Raw genomic sequence first — 15541 nt, 5'->3', positions numbered from 1 at the left:
GTGCAACAGTTGCTTGACTCCGTTAAATCGCTGTCCGCCCGTGAACGCAAGGCGCTGGCGGTGCTGCTCAAGCGTCAAGGGGTGAATCTCTACGGGGTCACACCGATTGCCGTGAGGGAGACGCAGGCACCGTCCGCGCTCTCTTACGCGCAGCAGCGGCAATGGATCATCTGGCAGCTGGAACCGCATAGCGCGGCCTACAACATTCCGCTGGCGCTGCGCCTGCACGGCACGCTGAATGTCGAGGCATTGCGGCGCAGCGTGGAGCAGTTGACCGAGCGTCACGAAACCCTGCGCACGACCTTCGAACAGCAGGGTGATGAAGCGCTGCAGGTGGTGCAGCCTGCGTCGCCTTTTGCGCTCGGTGTCGAGCAGCTGTCCGCTGGCGAGTGCGTTGAAGGCTGGGTGGATCGTCATGTGCAGCAGCCTTTCGATCTGCAGCAAGGGCCGCTGCTGCGGGTCAACCTGCTCAGGCTGAGCGGGCAGGAGCATGTACTGGTATTGACCCAGCACCACATCGTCTCCGATGGCTGGTCGATGCCGATCATGGTCGAGGAGCTGATGCAGTTCTATCAGGCCGCCAGCCTCGGTCGCGAGATCAAACTGGCGCCTTTGCCGATCCAGTACGCCGACTATGCACTCTGGCAGCGCAACTGGCTGGAAATGGGTGAACAGGAACGTCAGTTGGCGTACTGGACGCAGCAACTGGGCGAGCAACAGCCGATTCTGGAATTGCCCACTGATCGGCCGCGTCCTGCGCTGCGCAGTTACCGCGGGGCGCGCTTGAACGTCGAGCTGGATGCCGCGCTGCTCGACAGCCTCAAGGGGCTGGCGCGGCAACAGGGCATCACGCTGTTCATGCTGTTGCTGGCTTCGTTGCAGACCCTGCTGCATCGCTACAGCGGTCAGGCCGATATACGCGTGGGCGTGCCGGTCGCCAACCGTACCCGCAGCGAAACCCAGGGGCTGATCGGCTTCTTCGTCAACACCCAGGTGCTGAAGGCCGAGTTCACCACGCAGACCACCGTGGCCGAGCTGTTGCAGCAGGTCAAACACACCGCCGTGCAGGCGCAGGCCCATCAGGACCTGCCGTTCGAGCAACTGGTCGAAGCCTTGCAGCCGCAGCGCGACCTGAGCCGCAGCCCGCTGTTCCAGGTGGCCTACAACCACCAGAGTGAGGGCCATAACCAGACCCGTGAGCTGGCAGGGCTGCGCCTGGAATATCATGTGTCCGACAAGCACACCGCGCAGTTCGACCTGACCCTCGACACCTGCGAACGCCCGGACGGCCTGACAGCCGCACTGACCTACGCCACCGATCTGTTCGACGCGGCAACCATCGAGCGCATGGCCAGCCATTGGCGCAACCTGCTTAACGGCATGTGCCACGACGTCAATCAGCGTATCGCTGATCTGCCCTTGCTGAGTGCCGAGGAACGCCAGAGCACCCTGCGTGACTGGAATCGCAACCTTGCGGTCTACCCGAGCGAGCACTGCGCCCATCAACGCATCGAAGCCCAGGCCGAGCGTAACCCGCAGGCTATCGCCCTGAGCTTTGGTGGCAAACAACTGAGTTACCGGCAGCTCAACCAGCGCGCCAACCAGCTGGCGCACAAACTGCGCGAGCAGGGCGTCGGCCCGGATGTGCGCGTCGGGCTGGTTGCCGAGCGCGGCCTGGAGATGATTGTCGGCCTGCTGGCCATCCTCAAGGCCGGCGGCGCTTATGTGCCACTGGACCCGGATTATCCGCAGGATCGCCTGAGCTTTCTGATGCATGACAGCGGTATCCAGCTCTTGCTGACCCAGACGTCGCTGCTCGACAAACTGCCGATCCCCGAGCAGGTGCAGACGCTCGATCTGGCTGACGCTCTGAACGGTTACAGCACGGAAAACCCGCTCAACCAGACCGCGCCGGACAACCTGGCCTATGTGATCTACACCTCGGGCTCGACCGGCAAACCGAAAGGCACCTTGCTTGCCCATCGCAACCTGATGCGCCTGTTTGCCGCGACGGATGACTGGTTCAAGTTCAGCGAAAAGGACGTGTGGACGCTGTTCCATTCCTTTGCCTTCGACTTCTCGGTCTGGGAGATTTTCGGCGCGCTGCTGCATGGCGGCCGACTGGTCATCGTGCCCCGCGAAGTGACCCGCTCGCCGGAAGATTTCCATGCGCTGCTGGTCGAGCAGCAGGTTACGGTGCTCAACCAGACGCCGTCGGCGTTCAAGCAACTGATGCGCGTTGCTTGCGATTCATCGTTACCGATGTCGTTGCAGACAGTCATCTTCGGCGGCGAGGCACTGGACGTCGCCAGCCTGAAGCCGTGGTTCGAGCGCTTCGGTGATCAGACGCCGCAACTGATCAACATGTACGGCATCACCGAAACCACCGTGCATGTCACCTACAGACCAATAGCCGAGGCCGACACGCAGAACCCGGCCAGCCCGATTGGCGAGGCGATTCCCGACCTGTCATGGTACGTACTGGACGCCGATTTCAACCCGGTCGCTCAGGGTTGCAGTGGCGAGCTGCACATCGGTCACGCCGGTCTGGCGCGGGGTTATCACAACCGCGCCGCGCTGACTGCCGAACGCTTTGTGCCCGATCCGTTTTCCAACGATGGTGGCCGCCTGTACCGCACCGGCGATCTTGCACGCTATCGGGCTGGTGGGATGATCGACTACGCCGGGCGCATCGACCATCAGGTGAAGATTCGCGGCTTCCGCATCGAGCTGGGTGAAATCGAAGCGCGGCTGCAAGCGTACCCGGCTGTGCGCGAAGTGAGTGTGCTGGCGCTGGACGGGCAGTTGGCTGCGTACCTGGTGCCTACTGAGGCTGATCAGGATCAGCAGAGTCTTCGTGAAATGCTGAAAAGCGAACTCAGGGCGCACTTGCCGGATTACATGGTGCCCACCCATTTCATCGTCCTCGACAGCATGCCGCTGACCGCCAACGGCAAGCTGGACCGCAAGGCGCTGCCGGCGCCGGATGCCAGCCAGTTACAGGCTACCTACAGCGCCCCGCAAGGCGAGCTGGAGCAGCAACTGGCAGCGATCTGGGCCGATGTGTTGAAGGTCGAGCGGGTCGGGCGCAGCGACAACTTTTTCGAGCTCGGCGGCCATTCGCTGCTGGCCACTCAGGTGATTTCGCGTATCCGTCAGCAACTGGACGTCGAGTTATCGTTACGCGACCTGTTCGAAGCGCGTGATCTGGCGGCCTTCGCGCTGGCCGCAGGCGCAGGGCATGGCAACGACGCGCCGCGCTTCATCAAGGCCGACCGCACGCAGCCGCTGGGGCTTTCCTATGCGCAACAGCGGCAGTGGTTCCTCTGGCAGCTTGACCCCGAGAACACGGCGTACATTATTCCCGCAGCCCTGCGCCTGCGCGGTTCGCTGGACATCGCAGCGCTGGAGCACAGTTTCAGCGCGCTGATCGCCCGCCATGAAACCCTGCGCACGACCTTCCGCCAGCAGGGCGATCAGGCACTGCAGATCGTCCATCCGCCACGCGCCTTGACCCTGTCTGTCGAATCGGTGCCCAGCGGCCAGAGCCTTGAAGCCTGCGTGCAGCAGGAAATGCAGCGCCCGTTCGATCTGGAGCAGGGGCCGCTGTTGCGGGTCCGCTTGCTGAACCTGAACACCGACGAGCATGTGCTGATTCTGACCCAGCATCACATCGTCTCCGATGGCTGGTCGATGCCGATCATGATCGATGAACTGGTGCGCCTGTACGAGGGTTACAGTCAGGGCCGTGAGGTGAGCCTGACCGCGCTTAACCTGCAATACGCCGACTATGCACTGTGGCAGCGGACCTGGATGGAGGCCGGCGAGCAGGCCCGGCAGCTGGATTACTGGAAGCAGCAACTGGGCGATCAGCAGCCGATTCTGGAACTGCCCGCCGATTACCCGCGGCCAGTGGTGCAAAGCCATGCCGGTGCGCGGCTGGCCGTGCAACTGGAACCCGCGCTGATCGATGGCTTGAAGCAGGTCGCGCGGCAACAGGGCGTGACCCTGTTCATGCTGTTGCTGGCGTCTTTCCAGAGCCTGCTGCACCGTCACAGTGGCCAGTCGGACATTCGCGTCGGCGTGCCGATTGCCAACCGCAACCGCGCTGAAACCGAAGGCCTGATCGGCTTCTTCGTCAACACACAGGTGCTGCGCGCCGAGTTTGACGTGCATACGACGTTCAACGAGCTGCTGCAGCAGGTCAAACACACCGCCCTGCAAGCCCAGGCGCATCAGGAGCTGCCATTTGAGCAACTGGTCGAAGCCCTGCAGCCACAGCGCAGCCTCAGCCATAGCCCGCTGTTTCAGGTGATGTTCAATCACCAGAGCCAGGCCAGCGCCGACGTCCGCGCGCTGCCCGGTCTGCAGGTCGAGGCGTTGCTGCCGGACAGTTACCCGGCGCAGTTCGACCTGACCCTGAACACTGCCGAACATGACGGTGGCCTGAGCGCTGGCCTGACCTATGCGACCGCGTTGTTCGACCCGCGCACTATCGAGCGCATGGCCGGGCACTGGCTGGCCTTGTTGCAGGCCATCTGCGCCAATGCCGCACAGCGCATTGCCGAAGTGCCGATGCTCGACATGGCTGAACGGCAGCAGATTGTCCACGACTGGAATGCCACAGCCGCAGACTTCCCCAACGAAGATTGTCTGCATAGCCTGATCGAAGCCCGGGTGCGCGCGACACCGGACGCTCCGGCGCTGATTTTCGCCGCCGAACAATTGAGCTACGCACAGCTCAACGCCCGTGCCAATCGGCTTGCGCATCGCCTGCGTGAGTCTGGCGTCGGCCCGGACGTGCTGGTGGGGGTCTGCGTCGAGCGCAGCCTGGAACTGGTGATCGCTCTGCTGGCGATCATCAAGGCGGGTGGCGCTTATTTGCCGCTGGACCCGGATTATCCCGAGGATCGTCTGGCCTACATGATGCAGGACAGCGGTATCGGTTTGCTGTTGACCCAGACGGCGCTATTGCAACGCTTGCCGGTTCCGCGTCAGGTGCAGAGCCTGTGTCTGGATCAGGACGGCGACTGGCTTGAAGGTTACAGCACTGCCAATCCAGTCAACTTCAGCCATCCATTGAACCTGGCTTATGTGATTTACACCTCGGGTTCGACCGGCAAGCCCAAGGGCGCGGGCAACAGCCATCGTGCGCTGGTCAACCGTCTGCACTGGATGCAGAAGGCCTACTGTCTGGATGGCAGCGATACGGTTTTGCAAAAGACGCCGTTCAGTTTCGACGTGTCGGTCTGGGAATTCTTCTGGCCGCTGATGACCGGCGCGCGCCTGGCCGTGGCGCTGCCTGGCGATCATCGCGACCCCGAGCGGCTGATGCAGGCTATTCGCGAGTATCAGGTCACGACCCTGCATTTCGTGCCGTCGATGCTGCAGGCGTTCATGACTCATCCTCAGGTGGAAAGCTGTAACACTCTGCGTCGCGTCGTATGCAGCGGCGAAGCACTGCCTGCCGAGCTGGCCGCCCAGGTGCTCAAGCGTTTGCCGCAGGCCGGTCTGTACAACCTGTACGGTCCGACCGAAGCGGCCATCGACGTGACCCATTGGACGTGCACCACGGACGAAGTGCTCAGCGTGCCGATCGGGCGGCCGATCGACAACCTGAAAACCCATATTCTCGACGACGGTCTGCTGCCTGCCGCACAGGGCGTGGCGGCGGAGTTGTATCTGGGTGGCGTCGGTCTTGCGCGGGGTTATCACAACCGTGCGGCGCTGACGGCCGAGCGCTTCGTGCCGGACCCGTTCGACGAGCAGGGCGGCGGCAGGCTGTACCGCAGCGGCGATCTGGCGCGTTATCGCGACGCAGGTGTCATCGACTATGCCGGGCGTATCGACCATCAGGTGAAGATTCGCGGCTTGCGCATCGAGCTGGGCGAAATCGAAGCCAGCCTGCTGGAACACGACAGCGTTAATGAGGCGGTGGTGATCGACGTTGACTGCCCGTCCGGCAAACAGCTGGCGGCGTATCTGGTGGTCGAGCACCACGACGGTCAGTTGCGTGATGCACTCAAGGCCTGTCTCAAGGCGTCGCTGCCGGATTACATGGTGCCCACGCACTTCATCATTCTGGACAGGATGCCGCTGAGCGCCAACGGCAAGCTCGACCGCAAGGCACTGCCCAAACCGGACGCCAGCCAGTTGCAGCGCCAGTACGTCGCTCCGTGTACCGAGCAGGAACAGCAGATGGCGGCGATCTGGGCCGATGTGCTGAAGGTCGAGCGTGTCGGCCTGAGCGACGATTTCTTCGAACTGGGTGGCCACTCGCTGCTGGCAACGCAGCTGATTTCCAGAGTCCACACCGGCCTGGGAATCGACATTCCGCTGCGTCTGATCTTCGAGAAACCGCAATTGAGCGAATTTATTCAGGCCTTCGCCGACAGTGGCCTGACGCTGACCGAGGACGGCTTGTCCGATATTGAAAAAATGATGAATGAAATGGCGGGTATCTGACATGGACAAGTCTGCAGCAGAGCGTATCGCCCAGCGTTTCGTCGGCTTGCCCGTCGAACAACGGCGCCAGATCCTCGCCAAGATGCACGAGACCGGGCAGAGCTTCAAACTGCTGCCCATCGCTGTAACCCGACACGCCGCAGCGCGCATCCCGCTGTCCTACGCGCAGCAGCGCATGCTGTTTCTCTGGCAGATGGAACCGGGCAACGCGGCCTACAATGTGCCCTTGGCGGTGCGTCTGAATGGCGCACTGGACCGACAGGCCCTGAGCGCGGCGCTGGATCTGCTGGTGCAACGCCATGAAACCCTGCGCACCCGCTTCGTTTCAGAGGACGGCGCGTTCTATCAGGAGATTCTCCAACAGGCCACGGTCGCCCTCGATTTCGCGGCGGCGGCCCCCGCAGACATCGAGCAACAGGTGCGTGCCGAGTTGCAAAAGCCCTTCGATCTGCTGAGCGGGACGCTGCTGCGGGTCAAGCTGTTCCAGCTGAGTGAAAGCGAACACGTACTGACCGTGTGCATGCATCACGTGGTGTCCGATGGCTGGTCCGGCGAAGTGCTGATTCGCGAGTTCGTGCAGCTTTATCAGGCGCAGGTATCCGGCCGGCCGACTCCGTTACCCGAGCTGGCGGTTCAGTACGCCGATTACGCGATCTGGCAACGCGCCTGGCTGGAGGCCGGGGAGGGCGAGCGGCAACTGGACTACTGGAAACAGCAACTGGGCAGCGAACATCCGCTGCTGAGCCTGCCATTGGACCACCCGCGTCCGCTGCAACCGAGCCATCGCGGTGCGGTTGTGCGCGTCGACGTCCCGCAGCAACTGTCCGCGCAACTGAAAAGCCTGGCGCGCAACAACGGCCAGACCCTGTTCATGGTGACACTGGCGGCGCTGTCGGTAGTGCTGTCGCGCTTCAGCGGGCAGTCCGACATCCGCATCGGCGCGCCCAATGCCGGGCGCACACGCAGCGAGCTGGAAGGGCTGATCGGCTTCTTCATCAACACCCAGGTGCTGCGTGTGCAGGTGGACGAGCGGCAGAGCTTTGCCGAGCTGCTGGATCAGGTCAAACAGGTGGTGACGGGTGCGCAGTCGCATCAGGAACTGCCGTTCGAGCATCTGGTGGATGCCTTGGCACCGGAGCGCAATCTGGGCCATAACCCGTTGTTCCAGTTCAAGATCAATCAGCACGTGCTGGCAGCCGATACCAGCGGGCAGCGCGTGTCGGGCCTGACCGTCGATGAGTTTCCGATGGGCAGCAGCGATGCGCGTTTCGATCTGGCCTTCGACTTCACCGACACGCCCGACGGGATACGAGGTTATTTCACCTACGCCACCGACCTGTTCGAAGCGCAGACCATCGAGCGTATCGCCGACGCGCTGCGCAGCGTGCTGCAAGCACTGGTCACGGACACTGACCGGCGTCTGGCCGATCATCCACACGCGGTATCATCGCCGGTCGCCGAGCAAACCCGGGACTTTACCTGCCCTGATTTCCTCAGCCTCTGGCAACAGGGCCTGCACGCCAGGCGCGGCAACACTGCTTTGCGTGTTGGCCAGCAGGTGTTGAGCTTTGATGAGCTCGAGACACGCAGTAATCAATTCGCCCGCTACCTGCACGCCCAGGACATCAAACCGGGCATGACCGTCGCCCTGTGCCTGGACCGCTCGGTGGAATGGGTGGTCAGCCTGCTGGCGGTGCTGAAGCTGGGCGCGGTGTACCTGCCGCTGGACAGCGCGCAACCGGCCGAGCGTCTGCAGCAACTGGTTCGTGACAGCGGCGCGGTGCTGCTGGTGCATGCGCCCGATGACGACAAGGCGGCGCGGTTGGGCGTGTGCCCGGTGCTGGCGTTCGACGCTGCGCTGTGGGCCGCTGTCGATAGCCAGGCGCTGGACGTTCGGGTTCTGCCCGGGCAAGCGGCGTACATCATCTACACCTCCGGCTCCACCGGGCAGCCCAAGGGCGTGGTGATCAGCCACGGCGCGCTGGCCAACTATGTGCAGGGCGTGCTTGAGCGCCTGGCGCTGAACGACGGGGCGAGCATGGCGATGGTGTCGACGGTCGCTGCCGACCTGGGGCACACGCTGTTGTTCGGTGCGCTGGCGTCCGGCCGAACGCTGCACCTGCTGTCTCACGAGCAGGCGTTCGACCCTGACGGTTTCGCGCGTTACATGGCCGAGCATCAGGTTGACGTGCTGAAAATCGTGCCCAGCCATTTGCAGGGCCTGCTGCAGGCCGCCAATCCGGCATACGTGCTGCCGGGGCAGGTGCTGATTCTGGGTGGCGAGGCCAGCGCCTGGGCGTTGATCGAGCAGGTGCGTGCGCTCAAGCCGGGCTGCCGGGTCATCAACCATTACGGTCCGACCGAAACCACGGTGGGGATCCTGACCCACGAAGTGGCCGGGCCTCTCAGTGCCTGCCGCAGTGTGCCGGTCGGTCAGCCGCTGGCCAACGGCAAGGCGCGGGTGCTGGACGCTTACCTCAATCCGGTGGCCGAACGGGTGGCCGGTGAACTGTATCTGGGCGGTCGCGGGTTGGCGCAGGGTTATCTGGGTCGTGCGGCAATGACCGCCGAACGCTTTGTGCCAGACCCGGACGCCAACGGTCAGCGCCTGTACCGTGCGGGCGACCGTGCGCGGTGGGTGGATGGCGTGCTGGAATACCTGGGCCGTGCTGACGATCAGGTGAAAATCCGCGGTTATCGGGTCGAGCCGGGTGAAGTGGGCCAATGGCTGCAACGCCTGGACAACGTCGCCGAGGCCGTGGTGCTGGCCCAGCCGCTGGAAAGCGATGAGACACGGCTGCAACTGGTGGCCTATTGCGTGGCGGCGGTCGGCACGAGTCTCAACGTCGACCAGCTGCGCGAACAATTGGCAGCGCACCTTCCGGAGTATCTGGTGCCCGCGCAGATCATGCTTCTCGAGCGTCTGCCGGTGACCGCCAATGGCAAGCTCGACAAGCGCGCCTTGCCCAGACCCGGCGTGGTCAAGCAGCGTTACACCGCGCCGGTCGGCGAGATCGAGGAAAAGCTCGCTGCCGTGTGGGCGGATGTCCTCAAGCTGGAGCAGGTGGGCAGCACCGACAACTTCTTCGAACTGGGCGGCGATTCGATCCTGAGCCTGCAGATCATCGCCCGCGCCAAGCGTCAGGGGATCAAGCTCAGCCCCAAGCAATTGTTCGAAAAGCAGACCATCGGCCAACTGGCCTCGGTGGCGAAACTGATTCAGAAAAAGCCCGCCGCCGTGGCGGAGCACATCAGCGGTTCGTTGCCGTTGCTGCCGATCCAGGCGCGATTTTTCGAGCTGGACATCCCCGAGCGTCAGCACTGGAATCAGGCGCTGATGCTCAAGCCGCTGCAAACGCTGGAGGCCACTCATCTTCAGTCAGCATTGACTGCGTTGGTCGAACAGCACGACGCGTTGCGTCTGGGTTTCAGCCAGCAGAACGGCCAATGGCAGGCCACCTTCGGCGCGTTGAACACTCGCGAGCTGCTCTGGACCCACGAGCTGGACAGCATCGAGCGCTTGCCTGAGCTGGCCGATGAGGCGCAACGCAGCCTGAACCTGAAAAACGGACCGCTATTGCGTGCCGTGCTGATCAACCTGCCGCAAGGCGAACAGCGCCTGCTGCTGGTGATTCATCATCTGCTGGTGGACGGCGTGTCATGGCGGGTGTTGCTGGAAGACCTGCAACAGGGTTACATCGCCCTGGCAGCAGGTCAGCCAGCGCTGCTGCCGGCGAAAACCAGCTCGCTGAAAAGCTGGGCCGAGCACTTGCAGGCCTACGCGCAAAGCCCGGCGCTGGAGCAGGAATTGGGCTACTGGCAGGCGCAATTGCAGGACGTCAGTGAGGCCTTGCCCTGTGATCATCCGCAGGGTGGCCAGCAACAGCAGCATGCGCTGTCGGTGGTCACCCAACTCAATGGTGAGCTGACCCGGCAATTGCTGCAGGACGCCCCGGCGGCCTACCGCACGCAGATCAATGACCTGCTGCTGACCGCGCTGGCGCGGGTGATCAGCCGCTGGACCGCGCAACCGCATGCGCTGATTCGTCTCGAAGGGCATGGCCGTGAGGACCTGTTCGACGCGCTGGACCTTAGCCGTACGGTGGGCTGGTTCAGTAATGTGTACCCGATCCGACTCACCCCGCAGACCTCGCTGGCCGACTCGATCATGACCATCAAGGAGCAACTGCGCGCAGTGCCCGACAAGGGCATCGGTTACGGCGCGTTGCGTTACCTGGGCAGTGAATCGGCGCGGCAGACCCTGCAAGCCTTGCCGCTGGGCAGCATCGTGTTCAATTACCTGGGGCAGTTCGACGGCAGCTTCGACGCACCTGAAGCACTGTTCACGCCGTCCGCCGACAGCAGCGGCGCCTCACAGAGTGCCGATGCGCCGCTGGCTGCGCCGATCAGCATCAACGGTCAGGTCTATGCCGGAGAACTGCGGCTGAGCTGGACCTTCAGTGGCGCGGTGTTCGAGCGCGACACGGTGCAGCGACTGGCCGACGAATACGCCCTTGAGCTGCAACAGTTGATTGCGCATTGCACCACTGAAGGCGTGGCTGGGGTGACTCCGTCGGACTTCCCGCTGGCGCGCCTGAGCCAGTCGCAGCTGAGCAGTTTGCCGATATCTGCCGGGCAGATCGAAGACATCTACCCGCTGGCACCGATGCAGCAGGGCATGCTGTTCCACACCCTGTTCGAGCAGCAAGCGGGTCATTACATCAACCAGATGCGCATCGAGGTCAGCGGCCTGGACGTGCCGCGTTTCCGCGCCGCGTGGCAGGCCACGCTGGATACCCACGAAGTGCTGCGCAGTGCTTTCATCAGCCATCTGCAACCGGCGCTGCAAGTGGTCTTGCGTGATGTGCGCATGCCTTTTGTCGAACTGGACGCCCGAGCGCAGTCGTCCGACTGGATCGACCAATGGGCCGATGCCGACCGCCAGCAGGGTTTCGATCTGGCCCAGGGCCCGTTGTTGCGCCTGGCCGTGTTGCGCACCGGCGAGCAGAGTCATCAATTGATCTACACCAGCCATCACATCCTCATGGACGGCTGGAGCAGCTCGCGCCTGCTCGGTGAAGTGCTGCAGCGTTATAGCGGCCAGACACTGCCGAGGCAGGTCAGCCGCTATCGCGACTACATCGAATGGTTGCAGCGTCAGGATGCCGGGCTCAGCGAGCGTTTCTGGACCGACCAGTTGGCCAGACTCGATGACCCCACCCGTCTGGTTCAGGCCTTCAAGGCGCCTGAGAACGGCCAGGGGCATGGTGATTACCTGCATCTGATCGATGCCGAAAGCACCCGTCAACTGAGCGAGTTTGCCCGCGAACAGCGCGTGACCCTCAACACGCTGGTGCAATCGGCCTGGCTGCTGGTGCTGCAACGCTACACGGGGCAGTCCAGCGTCACCTTCGGCGCAACCGTGGCCGGGCGTCCGGCGGATCTGCCGGGTGTCGAGGAGCAACTCGGGCTGTTCATTAATACCCTGCCGGTGATCGCCTGCCCGCGTGCCGAACAGCGGGTGGCGGATTGGGTGCAACAGGTGCAGGCGCAAAACATTGCCTTGCGAGAGCATGAACACACGCCGCTGTACGAGATTCAGCGTTGGGCACGCAGCGCTGGCGAGACGCTGTTCGACACCATTCTGGTATTTGAAAACTACCCTGTTTCCGACGCCTTGCAACAGGCTGCGCCGCCGGGGCTGGTGTTCGGCGGTCTGCATACGCAGGAACAGACACATTACCCACTGACGCTGGTGGTCAATCTCGGTGAAACCCTGTCGGTGCGTTTCAGCTACGCCCGTCAGGCGTTCAGTGAGCAACATATGGCGCAGTTGTCGGCGCATTTCCAGCAGGTCTTGCAGGCGCTGGCGCATGACGCGCAGGCAGCGCTTGGCGAACTGGCGTTGTTGAGCGACCGAGAGCAGCAGCATGTTCTGCGCGAGTGGAACGCCACAGCCGCAGACTTCCCGAGCGAGCAGTGCCTGCACCATCTGATCGAAGCTCAGGTGCGTGCCACGCCGGACGCGCCGGCGCTGATCTTCGCCGCCGAGCAGTTGAGCTACGCGCAACTCAATGCCCGCGCCAATCAGCTTGCGCATCGCCTGCGTGAGTCGGGCGTGGGGCCGGACGTATTGGTGGGTATCTGTGTCGAGCGCAGCCTGGAACTGGTGATCGGTCTGCTGGCGATCATCAAGGCCGGTGGCGCGTATGTGCCGCTGGACCCGGATTATCCCGAGGATCGTCTGGCCTACATGATGCAGGACAGCGGGATTGGTTTGCTGCTTACCCAATCGGCAGTGCTGGAGGGGCTGTCGGTTCAGGTCCAGACCATTTGTCTGGATCAGGGCGGCGACTGGCTGGCCGGTTACAGCACCGCCAACCCGGTCAACCTGAGTCATCCGCTGAATCTGGCTTACGTGATTTACACCTCCGGCTCGACCGGCAAGCCCAAGGGTGCAGGCAACAGCCATCTTGCGCTGGTCAACCGTTTGCACTGGATGCAGAAGGCTTACGCGCTGGATGGCAGCGACACGGTGTTGCAGAAAACCCCGTTCAGTTTCGACGTGTCGGTCTGGGAGTTCTTCTGGCCGCTCATGACCGGCGCGCGCCTGGCCGTTGCGCTGCCGGGCGATCATCGCGACCCGGAGCGACTGATACAGACTATCCGCGAACATCAGGTCACGACCCTGCACTTTGTACCGTCGATGCTGCAGGCGTTCCTGACCCATCCGCAGGTAGAAAGCTGCGACAGCCTGCGCCGAGTGGTGTGCAGCGGTGAAGCACTGCCTGCCGAACTTGCCGGTCAGGTGCTCAGGCGTCTGCCGCAGGTTGGCTTGTTCAACTTGTACGGTCCGACCGAGGCAGCCATCGACGTCACCCACTGGACCTGCACCTCGGATGACATCCTCAGCGTGCCGATTGGCAGACCTATCGATAACCTGAAAACCCACATTCTCGATGACGGCCTGCTGCCTGCTGCACAGGGTGTGGCAGCAGAGTTGTATCTGGGGGGCGTCGGTCTTGCGCGGGGTTATCACAACCGTGCGGCGCTGACGGCCGAGCGTTTCGTGCCGGACCCGTTCGACGAGCAGGGCGGTGGCAGGCTGTACCGCACCGGCGATCTGGCGCGTTACCGCGACGCGGGCGTTATCGACTATGCCGGGCGTATCGACCATCAGGTGAAGATTCGCGGCCTGCGTATCGAGCTGGGCGAAATCGAAGCGCGTTTGCATGAGCATGCAGCTGTGCGCGAAGCCACGGTGATCGACATCGACGGGCCGTCCGGCAAGCAGTTGGCGGCTTATCTGGTGCCGACCGATGCCGCTCCGGCGCCGGATGTTCTGCGCGAGCTTGTGCAGTCGCACCTCAAGGCTCATGTGCCGGATTACATGGTGCCGGGCTACTTTGTCTTTATCGATTCGATGCCGCTGACCGCCAATGGCAAGCTGGATCGCAGGGCTCTGCCGAAACCGGATGCGGCCCGGTCACAGCAGGGTTACGTGGCGCCGCGCACGGCATTCGAGCAACGCCTTGCTGCGTTGTGGGAGCAGGTGTTGCACGTCGAACGGGTCGGGCTCAACGACAATTTCTTCGCGCTGGGCGGGCACTCGTTGCTGGCGGTGTCATTGGCGGGCAGGATTCGCGAGACGTTCGATATCTCCATCAAACTGCATGACTTGCTGTTGCTGCAGACCCTGGGTGAACTGGCCGATTTCATGCGCGCCGACGAGGCTCGGGTCAAATCGGCGGTCATCGCCATGAACGCCAATGGCTCGGCGCATGCGCCACTCTTTTGTCTGCCGCCGGGCGGTGGCGGCACGTATTCGTATTACCCGCTGGCGGGCAAGTTGAGCGACAGCCGAAGGGTTTACGGGTTGGTCAACAAGGCCTATGTGGTGCCGGGCTGGTTCGATACGTCGTGGCAGGACATGGTCGATTACTACGTCGAGCAGATCCGCATGACCCAGCCGCACGGGCCTTACAACCTGCTGGGCTGGTCGATGGGCGGCGCGCTGGCTGTCGAAGTCGCGCATGTGCTGGAGCGCGCTGGTGAGGTGGTGAGCTTTCTCGGGCTGGTCGACACCCAGCTGCCGGCATCGGTCGGCATGCAATGGGTCGAAGAGGACTCGCACGTCACCACGCAGAAGCAGGGCGAAAACTACTACCGCAGCCTGATCAAGAGCCTGCAGGCCTTCGTGCCGGGCTTGCAGGAGCAAACCATTGTCGGCCTGATCGAAACGGCCCGGCAGTCGGTGGCCGTGGAGAGTGAAGTCATTGATCAGGTGATCGGGCAGATCGCACTGCAACATGCGATGAACGTCGACAGCCTGCGCAGCATGTTCCAGGACATCGCTGTGCAGGACGAAATCGAAACCGGTTACAAGTTGCTCGAAGCCAACGCGAAACTCAGCCAGGCGTTTACCTTGAAAACCCTCAATGTACAGGCCGATTGCTGGTGGGCAGGGCAAAGCCGCAAACCGGGGCAGATTGCCAAGGCCGAAGCGGTGCTGCTGGAACAATGCTCGGTCAACGGACTGCGCAGCTCGACGACAATCGATCAACGGCACGACAACCTGGTGATCGCGGAGGCGTTTCTGCAGGGACTTGCCGAGCAACTGGTGTGACGCAGAGCGTCACGAACGGCATTCCCACGCGGAGTGTGGGGACGATGGCCATTCATCGCCAGCCACTGCTCCATAAGTGCTTTTCAACCACGATGGCACTGACAACGCAAATTGCGACGTAAGTGACGGCTGAGTTCTGGCGCTGATCCGGGGGTAGCCTGGCAGGACGCCAGGCTAGCCGCACCGCGCCATGGATGGCGCGTTGCGGCGACCCCCGGATCAGTGACAGGGCGAAGGAACCCGACGAAGTCGGGCCGGAAACGGAGCTGCGGGTTTTGCCTACTTTGGCCCCATCAAAGTAGGTCGCCGAGGGGCGAAAAGGTGACCTGAGCCGAACCCAAATCCACCTGACAAAGAAAAGCCGCTGTGTGACGCAGAGCGTCACGAACGGCATTTCCACGCGGAGCATGGGAACGATAGTCAACCGTCCGACTTTTTGGGGTCAGTTCA

2 protein-coding genes are annotated in these 15541 nt (G+C 62.9%); both read left to right on the top strand.

What is annotated here, in order from left to right; genetic code table 11:
- Positions 1-6465 carry a non-ribosomal peptide synthetase gene (locus tag JOE33_RS04385; protein WP_209924038.1) on the top strand — a complete coding sequence of 2155 codons (6465 nt, stop codon included), beginning with the start codon at positions 1-3 and terminating at the stop codon, positions 6463-6465.
- Between the two features lies 1 nt (position 6466).
- Positions 6467-15091 (top strand): non-ribosomal peptide synthetase, encoded by an 8625-nt coding sequence (locus JOE33_RS04380; protein ID WP_187626139.1) that lies wholly within the window; start codon positions 6467-6469, stop codon positions 15089-15091.
- The last annotated feature ends 450 nt before the right edge of the window (positions 15092-15541 follow it).

The sequence above is a fragment of the Pseudomonas sp. PvP027 genome, assembly GCF_017833005.1.
Classification (GTDB): Bacteria; Pseudomonadota; Gammaproteobacteria; order Pseudomonadales; family Pseudomonadaceae; genus Aquipseudomonas; species Aquipseudomonas congelans.
Note: the sequence above shows the minus strand (reverse complement) of the source record. Positions and strands in the feature narration are given on the sequence as shown.

Bases quoted from the DNA above. Each gene is read 5' to 3' on its own strand.
- JOE33_RS04380 (WP_187626139.1), top strand. From the start codon at position 6,467: ATGGACAAGTCTGCAGCAGAGCGTATCGCCCAGCGTTTCGTCGGCTTG.